General features: G+C 75.3%; 17 protein-coding genes. 6 read left to right on the plus strand and 11 right to left on the minus strand.

Annotated elements, in window-relative coordinates:
- Positions 1–76: 76 nt before the first annotated feature.
- The 3 genes from PGB27_RS14850 to PGB27_RS14860 are packed head-to-tail and all read right to left on the minus strand — an operon-like array spanning position 77 to position 3,795.
- Positions 77–910, minus strand: coding sequence for an IclR family transcriptional regulator (locus PGB27_RS14850; RefSeq protein WP_274201148.1), 834 nt, complete (start codon positions 908–910; stop codon positions 77–79).
- Positions 907–2,166 carry an MFS transporter gene (locus tag PGB27_RS14855; RefSeq protein WP_274201149.1) on the minus strand — a complete coding sequence of 420 codons (1,260 nt, stop codon included), beginning with the start codon at positions 2,164–2,166 and terminating at the stop codon, positions 907–909. Before PGB27_RS14855 ends, PGB27_RS14850 begins: the two co-directional genes overlap by 4 nt.
- A gap of 30 nt (positions 2,167–2,196) precedes the next feature.
- A complete protein-coding gene (locus PGB27_RS14860; RefSeq protein ID WP_274201150.1) occupies positions 2,197–3,795 on the minus strand; it encodes a bifunctional 3-(3-hydroxy-phenyl)propionate/3-hydroxycinnamic acid hydroxylase in 1,599 nt (532 codons plus the stop codon).
- Positions 3,796–3,888: 93 nt separating this feature from the next.
- Between PGB27_RS14860 and PGB27_RS14865 the strand changes: the two genes are divergently transcribed.
- From PGB27_RS14865 to PGB27_RS14875, 3 genes are read left to right on the plus strand one after another with little or no spacing between them, the layout of a single operon-like run.
- Entirely contained in the window at positions 3,889–4,848 is a 960-nt protein-coding gene (locus tag PGB27_RS14865) for an amidohydrolase family protein (protein WP_274201151.1), read from the plus strand.
- The gene (locus PGB27_RS14870) at positions 4,845–5,753 is read left to right on the plus strand and encodes a dioxygenase family protein (RefSeq protein WP_274201152.1); all 909 of its coding nucleotides are present in this window, start codon (positions 4,845–4,847) and stop codon (positions 5,751–5,753) included. Before PGB27_RS14865 ends, PGB27_RS14870 begins: the two co-directional genes overlap by 4 nt.
- A 5-nt stretch (positions 5,754–5,758) precedes the next feature.
- A complete protein-coding gene (locus tag PGB27_RS14875; protein ID WP_274201153.1) occupies positions 5,759–6,814 on the plus strand; it encodes a maleylacetate reductase in 1,056 nt (351 codons plus the stop codon).
- On the opposite strand, the gene PGB27_RS14880 is transcribed toward PGB27_RS14875, so the two are convergent.
- Positions 6,786–7,388: a TetR/AcrR family transcriptional regulator gene (locus tag PGB27_RS14880; RefSeq protein WP_274201154.1), complete on the minus strand. Its 603-nt coding sequence runs from the start codon at positions 7,386–7,388 to the stop codon at positions 6,786–6,788. The genes PGB27_RS14875 and PGB27_RS14880 overlap by 29 nt on opposite strands.
- 74 nt (positions 7,389–7,462) lie before the next feature.
- On the opposite strand from PGB27_RS14880, the gene PGB27_RS14885 reads away from it, so the two are divergent.
- Positions 7,463–8,650, plus strand: a complete 1,188-nt coding sequence (locus PGB27_RS14885; RefSeq protein WP_274201155.1) for a cytochrome P450 — start codon at positions 7,463–7,465, stop codon at positions 8,648–8,650.
- A 47-nt stretch (positions 8,651–8,697) separates the two neighbouring features.
- Here the strand turns inward: PGB27_RS14885 and PGB27_RS14890 are convergent, their stop codons facing one another.
- Both PGB27_RS14890 and PGB27_RS14895 read right to left on the minus strand, forming a co-directional pair.
- Positions 8,698–10,083 (minus strand): FAD-dependent oxidoreductase, encoded by a 1,386-nt coding sequence (locus PGB27_RS14890; RefSeq protein WP_274201156.1) that lies wholly within the window; start codon positions 10,081–10,083, stop codon positions 8,698–8,700.
- Complete coding sequence (locus PGB27_RS14895; protein WP_274201157.1) at positions 10,080–10,745, minus strand: PadR family transcriptional regulator; 666 nt, start codon at positions 10,743–10,745, stop codon at positions 10,080–10,082. Before PGB27_RS14895 ends, PGB27_RS14890 begins: the two co-directional genes overlap by 4 nt.
- A gap of 68 nt (positions 10,746–10,813) precedes the next feature.
- Between PGB27_RS14895 and guaA the strand changes: the two genes are divergently transcribed.
- Complete coding sequence (gene guaA / locus PGB27_RS14900) at positions 10,814–12,385, plus strand: glutamine-hydrolyzing GMP synthase (protein WP_274201158.1); 1,572 nt, start codon at positions 10,814–10,816, stop codon at positions 12,383–12,385.
- 7 nt (positions 12,386–12,392) lie between these two features.
- Positions 12,393–13,514 carry an aminotransferase class I/II-fold pyridoxal phosphate-dependent enzyme gene (locus tag PGB27_RS14905; RefSeq protein ID WP_274201159.1) on the plus strand — a complete coding sequence of 374 codons (1,122 nt, stop codon included), beginning with the start codon at positions 12,393–12,395 and terminating at the stop codon, positions 13,512–13,514.
- A gap of 57 nt (positions 13,515–13,571) precedes the next feature.
- Here PGB27_RS14905 and PGB27_RS14910 read toward each other — a convergent pair whose 3' ends face one another.
- The 5 genes from PGB27_RS14910 to PGB27_RS14930 all read right to left on the minus strand — a co-directional run bounded on the left by PGB27_RS14910 (position 13,572) and on the right by PGB27_RS14930 (position 19,492).
- Positions 13,572–14,918, minus strand: coding sequence for an MFS transporter (locus PGB27_RS14910; RefSeq protein WP_274201160.1), 1,347 nt, complete (start codon positions 14,916–14,918; stop codon positions 13,572–13,574).
- The gene (locus tag PGB27_RS14915; RefSeq protein WP_274201161.1) at positions 14,915–16,576 is read right to left on the minus strand and encodes an amidohydrolase; all 1,662 of its coding nucleotides are present in this window, start codon (positions 16,574–16,576) and stop codon (positions 14,915–14,917) included. Before PGB27_RS14915 ends, PGB27_RS14910 begins: the two co-directional genes overlap by 4 nt.
- Positions 16,577–16,589: 13 nt before the next feature.
- Positions 16,590–18,278, minus strand: coding sequence for an urease subunit alpha (locus PGB27_RS14920; protein ID WP_274201162.1), 1,689 nt, complete (start codon positions 18,276–18,278; stop codon positions 16,590–16,592).
- Positions 18,275–18,862 carry an urease subunit gamma gene (locus PGB27_RS14925; RefSeq protein WP_274201163.1) on the minus strand — a complete coding sequence of 196 codons (588 nt, stop codon included), beginning with the start codon at positions 18,860–18,862 and terminating at the stop codon, positions 18,275–18,277. The genes PGB27_RS14920 and PGB27_RS14925 overlap by 4 nt, the downstream gene beginning before the upstream one ends.
- A gap of 177 nt (positions 18,863–19,039) precedes the next feature.
- Positions 19,040–19,492 carry a MarR family winged helix-turn-helix transcriptional regulator gene (locus PGB27_RS14930; protein WP_274201164.1) on the minus strand — a complete coding sequence of 151 codons (453 nt, stop codon included), beginning with the start codon at positions 19,490–19,492 and terminating at the stop codon, positions 19,040–19,042.
- Between the last annotated feature and the right edge of the window lie 51 nt (positions 19,493–19,543).

Genomic DNA, 19,543 nt, shown 5'->3' on the forward strand with positions numbered 1-19,543 from the left:
GTTCGTCTCCCCTCCGCGGCTCGGTGCCGACGGACGGGGGAACGGTAGCCACCGGGGGCGGGCCGGCACCTCAGGATTACGCGACCCCGAGCTCGGCCGACATCGCCGACGTCGCCTCGAGGAGCGCCGTCGTGACGTCCTCGAGGACCTCCGGGGACGCGGCCCGCTCGGGCAGGGCCAGCGCCACGACGAGCGGCAGCGAGTCGCCCGTGGTGAGCACCGGCGCGGCGACCGAGGCGATGCCGGGGATGACCCCGCCCGAGGTCAGCGCACAGCCGCGTCGGCGGACCTCCTCGGTGATCCGGTCGATCTCCGCGGGCGCCGGCTCCGCGCCCTGCGCCCGCAGGACGGGCTCGGTCAGGGTCCGGGGGAGGTGCGCGAGGTACACCCGTCCGACCGACGACGTCAGCAGCGGCATCGTGGCGCCGACCCGCACGGTGATGGGCAGCGCGTAGGCGCCGTAGTCCCAGCGGACGATCACGGGGCCGTGGTCGCCCCAGACCGCGAGGTTGACCGCGTGCCCGGTCCGGTCGCGCAGCCCGGGGATGTACTGCGAGACCAGGCCGACCTCGTCCATGCGCCGCAGCGACTCGGCGCCGAGCCGCCGCAGGGCCGGCCCCATGTCGTAGAGCCCCGAGCTGGGCGACTGCGCCACCATCCCCGCCCGGCCGAGGCTCACGAGGTAGCGGTGGGCCTTGCTCGCCCCCATCCCGCTGGCGTGCGCGATCTGCGTGAGGCTCATCGGTCCACCGCCCCGCTCGAGGGCGTCGAGGACGGTCATCGCGATCTCGACCGACTGGATGCCCTGGCGGGCGGTGCCCGACGGGCCGGGCGGGTCGGCGTCGTCGTCCGTGCCGGCGGGGGCCACGACGTCGACCCTAGTCGTGACGACGTGGCCCCCCGTGCTCATGCGCTGACCCGCGGGGTGTCCCGGTCGGCGGTGCGGGACCGGATCGCGGGCACGGCGGCGGCCAGGAGCGCGCCGAGGACGCCGGGGACCGCGAACAGGTAGAAGTTCCACGCCACGCCGAGCCCGGAGGACAGGATCGCCGCGCCCAGCAGCGGCCCGGCGATCGCGCCCAGGCGCCCGATCGACAGCGCCCAGCCGATCGCGCGCCCCCGCAGCTCGGGCGGGTGGTGGCCGACGATGTAGGCGTTGGTGAGCACCTGCGAGCCGATGAGGCCGAGGCCGCTGACGAACATCAGCAGGAAGAGCAGGCCCAGGGCCGGGCGGGCGCTCATGACCAGCAGGCTCGCGGCACCCGCGAGGAACGCGACGGCGACGACGGGCTTGATGCCGACGCGGTCGGCGACCTTCCCGCCCAGCACCATGCCCACGCCCGCGCCGACCCACATGGCCGCGGTCTGCAGCAGCGACGAGCCGAGCGAGTAGCCCGCGGTCTGCATGATCGTCGGGAGCCACGTGCTGATGCCGAACACGAGCAGGAGACCGCAGAACGACATCGCCCAGAACAGCAGCGTCGCGCCGCGCACGCCGGGGGCGAGCAGGGGACGCAGGCCGAGCAGGTCGCCGCGGCCGGTGCCCGCCGCAGAGCCGCCGGACTCCTCGTGCACCGGGCTCTCGGGGAGCAGCCGGATCGCCAGCGGGAGCAGCACGAGGGCGGGAGCCGCGCCGATGACGTAGATCCAGCGCCAGCTCCCGCCGGTGAGCAGTGCGGCGCCGAGCAGCGGCGCGAGCAGGGCCCCGGCGGCGTAGCCGGACATCATGATCCCGACGTTGCGGGCCCGGCGTCCCGGCGCGGAGAGGTCGGCGACGTAGGCGGTCACCGTCGGGAGCACGATGCCCAGCCCGACGCCGACGCCGAACCGCGCGGCGCCGAACAGCGCGAAGCCCGGGGCGATCGCGCACACGAACATGCCCAGGGAGAACAGGGCCGCGCCGCCGATCAGCAGGCGCCGGCTGCCGAGGCGCCGGATGGTGGCCGCGCAGATCGCGGCGCCGACCAGCATGCCGATGGCCACCAGCGAGCCCACGGTGCCGGCGGACGCCTTGTCCGCGTCGATGCCGGGGTCGGCGAGCAGCGAGGGGACGGTCACGCCGTAGCAGGCGAGGTCGTAGCCCTCGAGGGCGGCGAAGCCCGCGGACAGGACCAGGACGAGGCGCTCGGAGGCGCGGGTGGGTGGTGCGGTCGGGGGTGTCGACACGGTGGCTCCAGGCGGCGTCGGCGGGAACGGTCAGTGGGTGACGAGTGCGGGCGCGCCCAGGGCGGCCGCGAACGCGCGGGCGAGGGCGCCGACGGCGGCCGGGTCGGCGGCGGTGCCGTAGACGTAGAAGTCGGGCCGGACCGCGACGGCGAGCGCGTCGTGGGCCGCGAGCCAGCCCCGGTGCGTGTCCTCGACGTCGACCACGTGGCCGGGCGCGAGGCCGGTCGTCGGGGTGCCGGGGCCGTGCAGCGGCACGACGCGGACACCGGCCCCGGCGAGGGCGCTGACCGCGGCGTCGTCGAGGGACACCCGCCCGGCGTCGAGCAGCAGGTGCGCGCCGGGCCCGACCACCTGGTCGAGGCGGTCGCGCCGGGCGCCGTCGTCGACGACGCCCTGGACCATCAGCGCGCCGCGCCCGGCACCCGGCTCGTCGGCGAGCAGGCCGTCGACCAGGCCCGGGAACCGGATCTTCTCCGGGTGCTGGTCCGCCGCCCGGCGCCCGAGCAGGACGCGGTCGCGCTCGGCGGCCCGCACCGGGTCGCGCACCGTCTGCTGGCGGCCCAGCTCGATGCCCTTCTCGATCACCGCGCGGACGTGGGGCTCGCGCTCCTGCTGGTAGGTGTCGAGCACCTCCTCGCCGAGGCGCCCGCGAAGGACGGCGTCGAGCTTGAAGGCGATGTTCTGGGCGTCGCGGATGCCCGAGCACATGCCCTGCCCCAGGAACGGCGGCATCTGGTGGGCGGCGTCGCCCGCGAGCAGCGTGCGCCCGACCCGCCACCGGTCGGTCACCAGGGAGCGGAACGTGTAGGTGGCGACGCGGATGAGCTCGGCGTCGTCGGGGGAGAGCCAGCGCCGGGTGCGGGCCCAGACCTTCTCGGGATCGCGCTCGGTCGCGAAGTCGTCGACCGAGTCGAGCATGTAGCTGAAGCGGTGGTGCGCCGGTCCCAGCGAGATGATCGAGGTCGGGCCGGCCGGGTCGCCGACCTGCCGGGCCGTCGGCACCGACGGGGGCGCGGCGGGGTCGCGGAAGCGGAAGTCGCAGACCATCCACGGCTCGGAGAACCCGTAGTCGTCCATGGTGCGCCCGAGCGCGGCGCGCACGAAGCTGTTGCCGCCGTCGCAGGCGACGACCCAGCGGGCCCGGACGGTCTGGTCGCCGCCGACCCGCAGCTCGACGTGGTCGGCGTGCTGGACCAGACCCGTCACCGGGCTGGAGAGCCGGACCTCGACGCCGGCGGCGCGCACGCGCTCATCCAGCGCCGCCTCGAGATCGGGCTGGTACATCATGTACCACTCCGCCCACCCGCTGCGGCCGCTCGCGGCGAAGTGGTGCTCGATCAGCAGCTCGCCCGCCGCGTTGCGCCACTCGTAGTTGCGCTGCACGTGGATCCTCGGCAGCAGCTCCTCGGCGATCCCGACGCGCGCGAAGGTCCGCATCGTCTCGTCGTCGAAGATCGCCGCCCGCGGCAGGTTGTAGAGCCCGGCGTAACGCTCCAGCACCACGACGCGGTGCCCGGCGGCGCCGAGCAGCGCGGCGGTGACCATCCCGACCGGCCCGTAGCCCACGACGGCCACGTCGACCGCGTCGACCGCGTCGTCGAGGTCGTCGGTCTCGACCGTGTCGATCATGCGCTCTCCCCCTGTGAGGTTTGACACCGCCGAACCGTAGGATTCATCATTACGCAAGTCAATGCACGATGGTGAAACGGGATCGAGGGCAGGATGCGGACGATCGGCCTGGAAGAGCACTTCGTGACCCCGGAGCTCGCCCCGTACGGCAAGGGAACGGCGACGATCGCGGAGCCCCACGTGTGGGAGGAGATGTCGCGCCGGCTCCTCGACCTCACGGGCGCTCGCCTCGAGCGCATGGACGCCGCCGGGCTCGACGTCCAGGTGCTCTCGCTGAACTCGCCGGGGCTGCAGGCCGAGCCGGACGCCGCGCTCGCCGTCTCCCGCGCCGCCGCGGTCAACGACCTGCTCGCCGCGACGATCGAGGCGCACCCGATCCGCTTCGCCGGGTTCGCCGCGCTGCCGCTGCAGGACCCGCAGGCCGCGGCCAAGGAGCTCGAGCGCTCGGTGACCCAGCTCGGGCTGCGCGGGGCGCTGGTCAACGCGCACACCCACGGCCGCTACCTCGACGACCCCGAGCTGCGGGTGGTCTGGGAGTACGCGCAGGGCCTCGACGTGCCGCTCTACCTGCACCCGGCGAACGGGGTCGACACCGCCCACGTGCTCTCGGGCCACCCCGAGCTGATCGGGCCGATGTGGAGCTGGGGCACGGACACCGCGTCCCACGCCCTGCGGCTGGTCTTCGCCGGCGTGTTCGACGACTTCCCCGAGGCGAAGCTGCTGCTCGGGCACATGGGCGAGGCGTTGCCGTTCGTGCTGTGGCGCCTCGACTCGCGCTGGGACTTCCACGCCCACCACGGCATCGAGCTCGCCCGCGGCCGGCCGTCGGAGTACCTGCGGCACAACCTCTACATCACGACCAGCGGCGTCTGCTCGGCCGCGCCGCTGCTGTGCTCGCTGCTCGCGCTGGGGTCCGACCACATCCTCTTCGGCACCGACTACCCCTTCGAGGAGATGGACGTCGCCACCGAGTTCCTGCGTACCGCCCCGATCAGCGAGGCCGACCGGGAGAAGATCGCGCACGGCAACGCCGAGCGGCTGCTGCGCCTGTGAGCCCCGCCGACTCACTGACCGACTCGCTGACCGACTCGCTGACCGACGAGGTGCTGGCGAGCTTCGCGACGACCCCCGACGCGCGGCTGCGCACGGTCCTCGAGCGCGTCGTCGTGCACCTGCACGAGCTGGTCCGCGAGGTGGAGCCGACCGTCGCGGAGTGGGAGGCCGCGATCGGGTTCCTCACCGCCGTCGGCGCCACCTGCGACGACACCCGCCAGGAGTTCATCCTCCTGTCGGACGTGCTCGGGGTGTCGTCGCTGGTGGAGACGGTGAACGGCTCGGGGGAGGGCACCGAGAGCACCGTCCTCGGCCCGTTCCACATGACCGCGTCCCCGCCGCGCGAGCTCGGCGACAGCATCGACGACCTGGGCGGCGGCCGGCGGGCGCTCGTCACCGGCCGGGTCGTCGACCCCGCCGGGGACCCGGTGCCGGGCGCGGCGATCGACGTCTGGCAGTGCACCGAGGACGGCTTCTACGACGTCCAGCAGCCGGAGCGGCAGCCCGCGGGCAACGGGCGCGGGCTCTTCCGCGCCGACGAGCGCGGCCGGTTCCGCTTCCGGACCGTCGTGCCGGGCCACTACCCGATCCCGACCGACGGACCGGTGGGCGCGCTGCTGGGGGTCACCCGACGGCACCCCTACCGTCCCGCCCACGTGCACCTCCTCGTCAGCGCCCCCGGGTTCGCGACGCTGACGACGCACCTGTTCGTCCGGGGCAGCCCCTACCTCGACGAGGACGCGGTGTTCGCGGTGAAGGAGGGGCTGGTGGTCGACTTCGCGGAGGTGGACGCCGCGGTGGGCGGAGACGGAGCGCAGGGGAGCTCGACCACGGAGGACGGCATGGACCGGCCGTACCGGCACGCCGACGTCGAGATCGTCCTCGTCCCCGCGGTCGTACCGTGACCGGCGTGAGCCTCTCCTTCGTCCACGACGCCCTGCCCATGCGCGTGGTCTTCGGTGCCGGTCGTCTCGCGGAGCTGGGCGCGGAGGTGGACCGCCTCGAGCTGCGGCGGGTGCTCGTGCTGGGGACCCCCGAGCAGGAGGCGACGCTGCGGGCGACCGCCGACGGGCTCGAGGGGCGCGCGGCCGGGGTGTTCCCGGAGGCGCGCCAGCACGTGCCGGCGGCGGTCGCGGCCGCGGCGGCGGACCGGGCCCGCGAGCTCGGGGCCGACGGGTGCGTCGCGGTCGGCGGCGGGTCGTCGGTCGGACTGGGCAAGGCCGTCGCCCTGCGCCACGGCCTGCCGGTGGTCGCCGTCCCGACGACCTATGCCGGCTCGGAGATGACCCCGATCTGGGGCCTGACCGAGGACGGGGAGAAGCGCACCGGCCGCGACCGTGCCGTGCTGCCGCGCACCGTCGTCTACGACCCCGAGCTGACGCGGACGCTGCCCGCCGGGCTGTCGGTGACCAGCGGGCTCAACGCCGTCGCGCACGCCGTCGAGGGGCTGTGGGCGCCGGACGGCACGCCGATCACCGCGCTGATGGCCGAGGAGGGCACGCGCTCGCTGCTCGCGGCGCTGCCGACGATCGTCGAGCGCCCCGGCGACCTCGACGCGCGCGCCGGCGCGCTGCAGGGCGCGTGGCTGTGCGGGGCGGTGCTCGGGATGACGACGATGTCGCTGCACCACAAGCTCTGCCACGTGCTCGGCGGGTCGTTCGACCTGCCGCACGCCGAGACCCACGCGGTCGTCCTGCCCCACGTCGTCGCCCACAACGGGCCGGCCGCGCCCGCCGCCGTCGCCGCGCTGGGCCGGGCGCTGGGCGTGGCCGCCGACCCGGGGACGGTCGCGACGGCGCTGGCCGACCGGGCCCGCGAGCTCGGTGCGCCGACCTCGCTGGCGGCGATCGGGATGCCCCGCGACGGGCTGGCGCAGGTCGTCGACCGGGTGCTCGCCCAGCCCTACGCGAACCCCGCCCCGGTGACCCGCGAGAGCCTCACCGCGCTGCTCGAGGCGGCGTACTAGCCGCCCCGAACGCCACGGCGAGGTGCGCGTCCAGCGTCGCGAGGGCGTCGGCGGGGGCGAGGTGCCCGCCCAGGACGTGCACCGCGAGGCCCTCGACCAGCGCGAGCAGCCCCGTCGCCGCGACCTCGGGGTCGAGCACGCCGGGCGCGGCGCGGATCTGGGCGGCCACCGCGGCCCGCATGCCCCGCGTGTCCTCCCGCAGGCGGGCCGCGACGTCGGGGCGCGAGGCGGCGTAGGCGTGGTAGGCGACGGCGACCCGGCCCTCGAGCTCGCGGTCGGCGTCGAGGGGCAGGAGCTGGACGAGCAGGGCACGGACGAGACGGCGCGGGTCCCCGGCCGCGACGTCGGGGTCGCTGGCGAGCCGGGCCTGGACGCGCGCGGCGACGACGTCCAGCGCGAAGATCATCATCTCGTCCTTGGTGCGGAAGTAGTGCTGCACCATCCCCGCGGTCACGCCCGCCTCGGCCGCGACGTGGCGCAGGCTCACGTCCATCAGTCCCCGCTGGGCGGCCACGCGCACCAGCGCGTCGGCGAGCAGCGTCCGGCGCTCGTGGTGGTCGACCTGCTTCGGCACGGCGCCCACCCTGTCACATTGCACTCGCAACGCCACCTCCGATACGTTGCACCTGCAACGCGAAGGAGGGCCCCGTGACGACGCTGCCGCTCGACCGTCCCGACCCGACCGCCCCGCCCGCGGCCTACCGGCGGCTGCAGGAGCACGAGCCGGTCGCGCGCGTCACCGGCCACGACGGCGCGCCGGCGTGGCTCGTCACCTCCCACGACCTGGTCGCGGCCGGGCTCGCCGACCCGCGCCTGGGGCTCACGCCGCCCGGGGTGCCGGTCGACGAGCGCGCCTCGCTGTTCCAGGACGGCCCGGCGCACGCCCGCCTGCGGCGCCTCGTCGCCCGCGCGTTCACGCCGCGGCGGATCGCCGAGCTCGCGCCGCGGGTCGAGGCCCTCGCCGAGTCGCACGTCGCCGCGCTGGTCACCGCGTCCGCGGACGGGCCGGCGGACCTCGTCGACCTGGTCGCCGCGCCGCTCGCCGTCGGCTCGCTGGGCCTGCTGCTCGGCGTGGACCTGGACGACCACCCCCGCTTCCGCGTGCTCGTCGACGAGGCCCTGCGCGCCGATCCGGTGGCGGCCGCCGACGACCCCCCCGCGCTGCTCGCCGAGGCCGAGCGGGCGTGGGGCGCGCTGATGGGGTTCACCGCGGAGCTGGTCGCCGGAGCCCGGGACGCGCCGGGCGACGACCTGCTCGGGACGCTGGTGGCGGTGCGCGACGCCGACGACGGGCGGCTGGACGACGGTGAGCTGATCGCGCTGGTCACGGCCCTGCTCGCGGCGGGCGTCATCACGGTGCGGGGCGGCCTGGCCGTCGCCGTACTCCACCTGCTGCGCGACGACGCCCTGGCCGGGCTCGCCGAGCGTCCCGGGGCCGAGGTCGCGGGGCTCGTCGACGAGCTCGTGCGGCGGATGGGCGTCGAGGTGTTCCCGCGCTGGGCTCAGGAGGACCTCGTGCTCGGCGGCGTGGCCGTCGCCGCCGGGGACCGGGTGCTGCTGCGCCTCGAGGCGGCCAACCACGACCCGGCGCGTTTCGCCGAGCCCGAGGCGCTGCGCCCCGGGCGGGTGGGACCGCACCTCGGCTTCGGACGCGGGCCGCACCACTGCCTCGGCGCCGCCCTGGCCCGCCTCGAGCTGACCTCGGCCCTGACGGCCCTGTCCCGCCGGGCGCCGGGCCTGCGCCTGGCGGTGCCGCTCGCCGAGGTCCCGTGGCGCCGCGGCGAGGTGGACTCGGGCCCGCTGGCCCTGCCCGTCCGGTGCGCTCCGCGCTCGTGAGCACTTTCAGGTGCTACAGCACGCGATGGTGCTCACCTGAGCGGAGCTCACACCAGCTCGGAGTCCCGCACCTTCTGCATCCCGCGGGCCATGCGGCGCTTGGCCGGCGGGATGCGGTCGACGACCCGCATGCCCGTGCGCTGCGCCATCACCGACAGCGGCCCGATCACCGGACGGCGCGCGGTGCCGTTGTCGTTCATGAACTCCAGGGACTCGCGCACGGCGAGGGCCGCGTAGCGGCGCATGAGCTCCTCGTACTCGCCGACGCCCTCGAGCAGCGAGAGCTCGCCGTCGCGCACGCGGACGAGCCGGTCGCGCAGCTCGCGGGCGTCGCGCAGCGCGGTGTTCGCGCCGGCCCCGCGCCCCGGGGTCATGGTGTGGATCGCGTCGCCGACCATCGTCACCGTGCTCGGCGTCCACGCCGGCACGGGGTCGGAGGTGCGGATGCTCAGCGCGACCGTCGAGCCCGGGTCGGCCGTCGCGACGAGGTCGAGCCAGCGGGGGTCCCAGCCCTCGCTCAGGTCGCCCGCCAGGGCGAGGGCGTCGCTGCCGGTGCGCTCGAGGAGATCGGGCGGCGCGATCGTGCGCGACGTGGTGATGGCCCAGGAGATGTAGTCGGTGGTGTTGTCGAAGCGCAGGCCCGGGTGGCGGGCGACGAGCTCCTCGTCGCTCGTCGAAGGGTCCGGCTCCCCTGTCGGCGTGCTCCTCTGAACGCCTCGTGCCCCGGCGCTGCCCCACGGCATCCGCATCACGTGCGTGATCCCGAACTGGCCGCGGCGGTCGAAGTACATCCCGAAGCCGTGACGCACCTGCTCGGGCAGGAGGCGCTCGGACCGCTCGGTGAGCAGCGTCTTGCCGCCGATGGCGACGAGCCCGGTCTCGGTGTGCGTCGCGTGCGGCAGGTACTGCTGCCGCACGCGGGAGCTCGCCCCGTCCGCGCCGACGAGCAGGTCGCCGGTGTCGCTGCTGCCGTCCTCGAAGTACGCGGTCACCCGCCCGTCGGGGTGCTGCTCGTAGTGCGTGAACCGGCGGTCGAACGTGATCACGTCCTCCATGCCCGTGAACAGCACCTGGCGCAGCGTCATGCGGCTGACGTTGTGCTCCCTGTCCTCGGCGGCACGGCCCTCGGGGTCGCCGCTCGCGTGGGGGAGGTCGGCGAAGTCGATGCTGATCAGCGGGCGGTACCGCTCGGTGAGCATCGCGAGCTTCGTGTACGGCGCCGCGGTGGTCGCGACGAACGTCGCGAAGAGCTCCGGGTCCAGGCAGGCCTTGAGCGCCCGGGCGCCGTTGGGCGAGATGCCGACGCGATAGCCGTGCAGGCCGCTCGTGCGGGTGCGGTCGCGCTCGTGGACGGCGACGTCGATGCCGGCGCGGCGCAGGCCGTGCGCGAGACACATCCCGCCGGTGCCGGCGCCGATGATGATCACCTTCATGGTGGGTCCTCTCCCTCGACGGGTCGAGCTCCCCTGTCGGCGTGCTCCCCCCATCGCTGTGTCTCCCCGCGGGCGGTGCGCCGCGCGATGTCGAGCAGGTGGTCCTGGTTCCAGGTCAGGGCGCCGGAGCGGAGGTCGTCGAGGAGCGCGCCGATCCAGGCGACGTCGGTCTCGAGGTGCGCGAGCGCGTACTCCGCCTCGACGAGCACGATCCGCGGGAGCGTGCCGCCGACGTGCTGGAGCTCGCGGCGCAGCCGGTCGCGCTCGCCGCGGCGGTCCGACAGGCGCAGGGCCAGCGCGTCGGCGGCGACCTCGGGCTCGAGCAGCGGGAGGTAGGCGAGCGCGGCGGTGAACTCGGCGAACTCGTGGCGGGGCGCGGTGAGCATGTCGAGGGTCCAGGTGACCGCGAGCTCGCGCCCGGCGTCGGTGACCGCGTAGACCGTGCGCTCCGGGCGCGCGGACTCCCGCTCGGTGCCCTGCGCGACCAGCAGCCCGTCGCGCACGAGGCGGTCGATCGTCTTGTAGAGCTGCGAGCGCTGGCCGACGTTGACCACCTGGTCCTTGCCGCGCTCCCGGATGAGCTGCTGCATCCGGTACGGGTGCATGGGCTCCTCCGCGGCGAGGGCGAGGACGGCGAGGGCGAGGCCGGAGCGCTGAGTCATGGTGTCGGCGAGATTAGTGTCATCGACACTATGACGGCAAGGGTCCGCGCCTGGCGGGGATCTGGACAATGGAGGGCGTGACCGCCAGCGGTGATCGCCCCGTCCTCGTCGTCGACTACGGCGCGCAGTACGCGCAGCTCATCGCCCGGCGGGTGCGGGAGGCGCAGGTCTACTCCGAGGTCGTGCCGCACACGACGCCGGTGGACGACATGCTCGCCAAGGACCCGGCCGCGATCGTGCTCTCGGGCGGCCCCGCGAGCGTGTACGAGGAGGGCGCCCCGAGCATCGACCCGGCGCTGTTCGACGCCGGGGTGCCGGTGTTCGGCATCTGCTACGGGTTCCAGCTCATGGCCGGCGCGCTCGGCGGCACCGTCGCGCACACCGGCGATCGCGAGTACGGGCGCACCGAGCTGTCGGTCGCCGGCGACGCCGGGCGGCTGCACGACGACCTGCCCGACGCCCACCCGGTCTGGATGAGCCACGGCGACGGCGTGACGAAGGCACCCGAGGGCTTCACGGTCACCGCGTCCTCGCCCGGCGCGCCGGTCGCCGCGTTCGAGGACGTCGCGCGGCGCTTCGCCGGCGTGCAGTACCACCCGGAGGTCGGGCACTCGCCGCACGGGCAGGAGGTGCTGCGCCGCTTCCTGCGCGACGTCGCCGGCGTCGACGCCGACTGGAACACCGCCAACATCATCGACGAGACGGTGGCGGCGATCCGGGAGCAGGTCGGCCCCGAGGGCCGCGCGATCTGCGGCCTCTCGGGCGGCGTGGACTCCGCGGTGGCCGCGGCGCTCGTCCAGCGGGCCATCGGCGACCGTCTGACGTGCGTGTTCGTCGACCACGGCCTGCTGCGCGAGGGCGAGCGCGGCCAGGTCGAGCGCGACTTCGTCGCCGCCACCGGCGTCGACCTCGTCACCGTCGACGCCGCCGGGACCTTCCTGCGCGAGCTCGACGGCGTCGTCGACCCGGAGGAGAAGCGCAAGATCATCGGACGCGAGTTCATCCGCGCGTTCGAGGGTGCCGCCGGCGAGATCGCGAAGGGCGAGGGTGCGGACTTCCTCGTCCAGGGCACGCTCTACCCCGACGTCGTCGAGTCCGGTGGCGGGTCCGGGGCCGCGACCATCAAGTCGCACCACAACGTCGGCGGGCTGCCCGACGACCTGCAGTTCTCGCTGGTCGAGCCGCTGCGGGCGCTGTTCAAGGACGAGGTGCGCCGCGTCGGCGCCGAGCTCGGGCTGCCCGAGACGATCGTGCGCCGCCAGCCGTTCCCGGGCCCCGGGCTCGCGATCCGCATCATCGGGGCGGTCGACGCCGACCGTCTCGCGACCCTGCGCCGCGCGGACGCCATCGCGCGCGAGGAGCTGACGTCGGCCGGGCTGGACGAGGTGATCTGGCAGTGCCCGGTGGTGCTGCTCGCCGACGTGCGGTCGGTCGGCGTGCAGGGCGACGGGCGCACCTACGGCCACCCGGTGGTGCTGCGCCCGGTCTCCAGCGAGGATGCGATGACCGCGGACTGGACGCGCCTGCCCTACGACGTGCTCGAACGCATCTCCACCCGGATCACCAACGAGTGCGCCGAGATCAACCGCGTCGTCCTGGACGTGACGAGCAAGCCGCCGGGGACGATCGAGTGGGAGTAGCTGTCTGATGGCTGAGACGATCTTCAGCGAGATGTCCCGGCTGGCGGCCGAGCACGACGCGATCAACCTCGGTCAGGGCTTCCCGGACACCCCGGGGCCCCGCGAGGTCGTCGACGTCGCCGTGGCCGCGATGCACAAGGGCTGGAACCAGTACCCGCCGGCCGTCGGCATCCCCTCGCTGCGCACGGCGATCGCGGACCACCAGCGGCGCTGGTACGGCCTGGACGTCGCCGCGGACGGCGGGGTCGTCGTGTGCTCGGGCGCGTCGGAGGCGCTGTCGTCGGCGATGACCGCGCTGCTCTCCCCGGGCGACGAGGTGATCGCGCTCGAGCCGTACTACGACCTCTACGCGGCGACCGCGGCGCTGCTCGGCGCGCGCCTGGTACCGGTGCGCATCCACGCGCCGGACTACGCGCTGGACGCCGAGGCGCTGCGGGCGGCGGTCACCGAGCGGACCAAGATGATCGTCCTCAACACCCCGCACAACCCGACGGGCGCGGTGCTGTCGACGGCGGAGCTCGAGGCGGTGGCCCAGGTCGCCCGGGACCACGACCTGGTCGTCCTGTCCGACGAGGTCTACGAGCACCTGGTCTTCGACGACAACCGCCACGTCCCGATCGCGACGCTGCCCGGGATGTTCGAGCGCACGATCACCGTCGGGTCGGGCGGGAAGACGTTCTCGGTCACCGGTTGGAAGATCGGGTGGGCGACGGGGCCGCCGGACCTGGTGGGCCGGGTGCTCGGCGTCAAGCAGTGGTTCTCGTTCGCCGCCGGCACGCCCCTGCAGCACGGGATCGCGGCGGGGCTCGAGCTCCCCGACGAGCGGCTCGCGCACCTCGGCGACGACCTCGCCCGCAAGCGCGACCTGCTCACCGACGGGCTGCGCGAGCTGGGCCTCGAGGTGTTCCACTCCAAGGCGACCTACTTCGTCACCGCCGACGTCGCGCCGCTGGGCGTCACCGACTCGCTGGAGTTCTGCCGCTCCCTGCCCGAGCGCGTGGGCGTGGCCGCCGTGCCCAACCAGGTGTTCCACGCCTCGCCCCGGGGCGTCGAGACCCAGGTCCGCTTCGCGTGCTGCAAGCGCGACGAGATCCTCGCCGACGCCCTGCTGCGGCTGCGCAAGCTCTGAGCGCCCGTGTCAGCGAAGTGCCGTCGCTGACACTGAACGTCCGTATCGGTACTTCGATCACGCTCCGGCGCGCGGTGCCGCCACGCCCTCGGTGGTCATCTCCGCGTCCGGGACGTAGAGCCGCGGCGCGAGGAGGCCGCTGACCACGGTGACCAGGGCGATGCCGACCAGCAGCAGCCCCGGCGCCCACGACCTCCCGCCCGCCGCCGCGAGCACGGCGGTGGCGACGAGCGGCACGAAGCCCGACACGATCCCGGCGAGGTTCGCCGCGAGCGCGATGCCGCTGTAGCGCAGGCGCGCCGGGAAGAGCCGCGCGAGCAGGTCCCCGGACACCGCGTAGGGGATCGAGAGCATGGCGACCCCGAGCGTCACGCCGAGCACGACCGCGACGCCGTTGCGGGCGTCGAGCAGCCAGAACATCGGCAGCGCCACCAGTGCGGAGGCGATCCCGCCGGCGACGGTGACGCGCGCGGCCCCGAAGCGTTCCGCGAGCCGCCCGCCGAGCACGAGCACGCCGATCTCCACGACGGCGGCGACGAGCGTCGCGCCCAGGACGAGCGGGCGCGGCAGGTCGAGGTCGCCGGTGGCGTAGCTGATGACGAACGTCGTGGCGAGGTAGAAGCCGCCGACCCCGAGCAGCGCCGACCCGGCCCCGACCAGCAGCCCCGGCCAGGCCCGCACCACGACGTCGCGCACGGGTGCGGAGGCGCGCGCGTCCTCGGCGAGCAGGCGGTCGAACAGCGGTGACTCCTCGACGCGCCGGCGCAGCCACAGGGCCACCCCGAGCAGCGGGAACGCCACGAGGAACGGGATGCGCCAGCCCCAGGCGTCGAAGTCCTCGGGCGGCAGCAGCGCGACCAGCAGGAACGCCCCGGACGACAGCAGCGTCCCGACCGGCGACCCGATCTGCGGCATGGCCGCGTAGCGCCCGCGCTTCTCCGGCGGGGCGTGCTCGACGGCGAGGGTGATCGCGCCGCCCCACTCGCCGCCGACCGCGACGCCCTGCAGCAGGCGCAGCAGCGTCAGCAGGACCGGGGCCGCGACGCCGATGTCGGCGAACCCCGGGAGCACCCCGATGAGGCCGGTGACGGCGCCGATCATCACCACGGTGATCAGCAGGCACGCACGCCGGCCGATCCGGTCGCCGAGGTGGCCGAAGATGACCCCGCCGAGCGGCCGGGCCACGAAGCCGACGGCGAACGACGCGAACGCGGCGAGCGTCGCGACGACGGCGTCGTCGGTGGCGAAGAACAGACGGTTGAACACCAGCGACGCGGCGGTGCCGTAGAGGAAGAAGTCGTACCACTCGAGCGCGGTGCCGACGAAGGCGCCGACGGCGACGCGGCGGGCGTCCGCGGAGGTGGGGGCCGGGCTGGACGCAGGGGTGGGCGTGCGATCGCTCATGGGGGTCCTCCGTCGGGCGGCAGGTCCAGGACGTCGGCGCCGTGGGTGGCGCCCCCGCCCCGCAGGGTGGCGACGACCTCGACCTCGCCGAGGCGGTCGGGATCGACGCGGGTGGGGTCGTCGCCGAGGAGCACGAGGTCGGCGACGAAGCCGGGCGCGAGCCGCCCGCGGACCTCCTCGTCCCCGGCGAGCCACGCGGCGTCGACGGTGTAGGCGCGCAGGGCGGTGTCGACGTCGACGGCCTCGTCGGGGCCCAGCGTCCGTCCCGCGGCCGTGCGCCGCTGCACCATCGACTGGATCCCGCGCAGGGGGTGGCCGTCGGCGACGCACGGGCGGTCGGAGCTGGCGGGCACCCGCAGCCCCGCCCGCAGGAAGGACGCGTGGCGGTAGAGCAGGTCGGCGCGGTGCTCGCCGACGGCGGCGGCCATCGAGTCCCCGATCTCGTACAGGAACCGGGCCTGGGGGACCGGGGTGACGCCGAGGGCGGCGAGCCGGGCCAGGGCGGTGTCGTTGACGACACCGGCGTGTTCGAGGCGGTGCCGGGGCGGGCGCACCCCGGGCCAGGGGGTCCGCGCCGCGTCGGCGAAGGCGTCGAGCGCGGCGTCGACGGCGCGGTCGCCGATGGCGTGCGCGGCGACGGTCCACCCGCCCGCGACGGCCTCGACGACGGCGGCGTGCAGGACCTCCGGGTCGTCGCCGAGGTAGCCCGCGTGGTCGCGGTCGGCGTAGGGCTCGCGCATCGCGGCGGTGCGGGAGCTCAGCGCGCCGTCGAAGAAGATCTTCATGGGGCCGATGCGCAGGTCGAGGTCGCCGAGGCCGGGGCGCAGGCCCAGGTCGAGGCCCCGGCCCGGCTCGCCGGGCGTCGCGCGCAGGACCGAGGTCTCGGGCATGAGGTCGACGCGCACCGCGAGGTCGCCCAGCTCGCGCGCGAGCTGGTAGGCGGCGAGCTCGCGGGGGGAGCGCCCGATCCACCCGCCGCCGATGCCGGCCTCGGTGACGTGCGTGAGGCCCTGGCGGGCGAACACCGCGGTCGCCGCGCCGATCGCGTCCGCCAGCTCCGGTACCGGGTAGGGCCGCAGCAGGTCGCCGGCCAGCGCCTGGGCGGCCTCGAGCAGGACGCCGGTCGGGTCGCCGGCCTCGTCGCGGACCACGACGCCGCCGGCGGGCACCACGGCGGTCCCGTCGAGGACCCCGGCCCGCCGCAGCACCTCGCTGGACACCGCGCACACGTGAGCCGAGCGGTGCTTGAGCCACACCGGCCGCCCGCCCCCGACGCGGTCGAGCGCGTGCCGGTCGGGCGAGCCGCCGAGGGCGACGTCGTCGTAGCCGCTGCCGATGACGAACGCGTCCTCCGGCAGCTCCGCGGCGCGGGCGGCGACGGCGTCGTACAGGGCGTCGAGATCGGTCAGCCCGGCGAGCGGGACCTCGGCGAGCGACTGCCCGAACCAGGCCGCGTGCTGGTGGGCGTCGTCGAAGCCGGGCACCACCGTGGCGCCGCCGGCGTCGACGGTGCGGCGCGCCCGCACGCCGGCCGGCAGCGCGTCGTCGTCGAGCACGGCGAGCACGCGCCCGTGGTGCACGGCCAGCGCCCGGGCCCGCGGGTGCGCGTCGTCGAGGGTGAGGACGTCGGCGCCGGTCAGCAGCAGGTCGATCTCCACGAGGTGCGGCTCCTCACGCCAGGTGGTGCAGGCGGGTCAGGGGCAGGGAGACGGCGTGGTGCAGCGGCACCTCGCGGCCGTCGACCCGCACCGGGGACGGCTCGCCGGGGATGTCCACCCGCGGCGTCGCGGTGTTGTGGAGCATGTCGGCGGCACCGAGCCCCCGGCTCCCGGCGACGGGCAGGTAGCGCGGCCCGGTCGGCAGGGCCGCGCGGGCGGTGGGGTCGTCGAGGCAGGCCGCGGCGACGAACTGGTGGGCGAGGCGGGCCGGCGCGCCGCCGCGGGCGCCGTGGAAGCCGCGCATCCGCCGGGGCTGGGTGAGCCGCGTCGACCCCGATCCCGAGCCGGCGGCGCCCCACGCGACGAACCCCGACTTGATCACCAGCTCGGGCGTCGCCCCGAACCACGCCGGCGACCACAGCAGGATGTCGGCGAGCCGGCCCGCCCGCAGCGAGCCCACGTGCCCGGCGAGCCCGTGGGCGACCGCCGGGTTGTGCGTGAGCTTGGCGAGGTAGCGCAGCACCCGGGCGTTGTTCGCGACGTGCGGGCCGACCTCTCCGGCGAGGTGGGCCTGCACGTGGGCGAGCTGCCAGGTGCGTCGCACGGTCTCGCCGATCCGGCCCATGCCGAGCGCGTCGGAATTGACGATCGCGATCGCGCCCTCGTCGTGCAGGTGGTTCTCCGCGGCGATGGCGTGCTCGCGGATGCGGCTGGCGGCGATGCTCCGGTCGCTGGGGAGGTCGGGGTGCCCGCGGTGCACGGTCATCGTCATCGGGCCCAGCTCGCGGACGGTCGCCGGCGTCAGGGGCAGCGTCGGCGTCGTCGAGGACGTCAGGACCGCCGGGTCGCCGACGATGCGCAGCAGGTCGGGGTGCCCGCCGCCGCCCTCCACGTGGTACGCGTGCACGGTCCGCCCGCCGATCGCGTCCAGGGTGTCGTCGAGGAAGCCCGACTCGTTGAGGGTGTCGGTGTGCAGGGCGACGGGGAGGTCGGCCTGCTCGGCGACGCGCAGGCAGGTGTCGACGGCGTCGGGCCCCGCGCCCCAGTCCTCGTGGACCTTGAACCCGCCGGCGCCGGCGAGGACCGCCCGTTCGAGCAGGTCCGCCGAGCCCGAGGAGCCGCGGGCGAGGAACGCGGCGTTGACGGGGGCGCCGGTCCACGACGCCATGAGGGTGTGCAGGTTGGGCGCGGGGTTGGCGCCGACGTCCCACACCCCGCCGATCCCCATCCCGACGATCGTCGTCACGCCGGTGGCGAGCGCGGCCGGAGCGAGGTCGGCGTTGGAGAGGTGGACGTGCGAGTCGACGACGCCGGGGGTCGCGATGAGTCCCTCGCCGGGCACCATCGCCGTGTGCGCGTCGACGACGAGCTCGACGCCGTCCTGGACGTCCGGGTTGCCGGCCCGGCCCACCCCGACGACGCGCCCGTCCTTGACCCCGATCGAGGTCTTCCGGATCCCGAGCACGGGGTCGAGCAGCAGGACCCCGAGGACGACGAGGTCGAGGGCGCTGTCGCGCGGGGCCCGGTCGGCGACCAGCGCGCCCTGGCGGGCGGTCTTCCCGCAGCCGCCGAGCATCTCCTCGCCCGGTTCGGCGTCGTCGTGCTCCACCTCGACCCACAGGTCGGTGTCACCGAGGCGGACACGGTCGCCGGTGGTCGGCCCGTAGACCCGCGCGTAGGCGCCCCGGTCGAGGGCGCTCACCGGACACCGCCGAGGTGCACGGCCGTCGCGGCGCGCGTCCCGCCGGCCTCGACGCGCAGCGCGGTGCCGGCGGGGAGGTCGAGGCGCAGGTGGGCGGGGTCGGTGCCGTCGTCGACGTCGACCCGTAGCCGGCGGTTGAGTCGGTCGAGGGGGACGTGCGAGGTCACCCAGACCGCCTGCTCCCCGTCGTTGCGCAGGACGACGCCGGAGCGCGCCCGGCCGGGGGCGAGCTCGACCTCTCCGGGCGCCGGGCGGACCGCGCCGGGGCCGTCGGGCTCGGGCGGCCCGAACGGCCGGTCGACGTGGACCAGGGTCGTGCCGTGCGGGAAGAGCGCCTCGACCTGCAGGGACGGCACGGCTGCGGCGGTGCCGTCGAGCAGCTGCTCGGGGCCGACGATCTCCCGGGCGCGGCGCACGACGTCGTCGAGGTCGTGCCCGTCCCAGGCGAGCTCGCAGATCTCGTCGCAGACCAGCGCGATCGCCTCGGTCGCCCCGAGCCGCGCGCCGCGGGCGAGGCGCCGGCGCGCCAGCTCCGCCGCGCCGTGCAGCAGGACCCTCTCCTCCTCGCGCGGGGTGAGGTGCACCGGCGGTCCTCCCGGGGCGGCGGTAGCGGTGGGTGAGCAGCCCAGCGTGCCGCGTGACGAGGCCGGGGGGAAGGTGCGTCTCCTCCGTGTCAGCGAAGTGCCGTCACGGACACTCAACGTCCGTATCGGTACTTCGATCACGACGGATGATCACGAATCACCACCGATCACCACCGATCACCACGCCGGCCGCAGCGGCCCCGGGGTGACGACGCGCCGCAGCATCGCGTGCAGCGCCCCCAACGACGCGCCGGGCAGCACGTCGCTCCACCCCGCGACCACCTCGGCCGCCGCCTCCTCCGCCGCGCGCGTGCACGCCTCGCCCGCGGGCGTCAGGCGCAGCAACCGGGCCCGGGCGTCGCGGGGATCGGGCTCGCGCACGACGTAGCCCCGCTCGACGAGCCCCGCCACGAGCTGGCTCGCGGCCTGCTTCGTGGTCCCGAGGTGCTCGGCGAGGTCGACGACCGTCGTGTCCGCCGCGGCGATCCGGGCGAACGCGAAGCCGTGGGCGGGGCGCAGGTCGTCGTAGCCCCGGGCGGCCAGGCCCTCCTGCACGCCGTCGACCACCTCCGTCGCCGCGCGCAGGACGAGCATCGCCAGGTCGGTCGCCGCGCGGTCGTCCACGGGCACGAGCTTGACACGGTGGTCAAGCAGGCTGACCATATGGTCAAACAGGTTGAC

This window comes from Actinomycetospora lemnae (assembly GCF_028737315.1).
GTDB classification, from domain to species: domain Bacteria; phylum Actinomycetota; class Actinomycetes; order Mycobacteriales; family Pseudonocardiaceae; genus Actinomycetospora; species Actinomycetospora lemnae.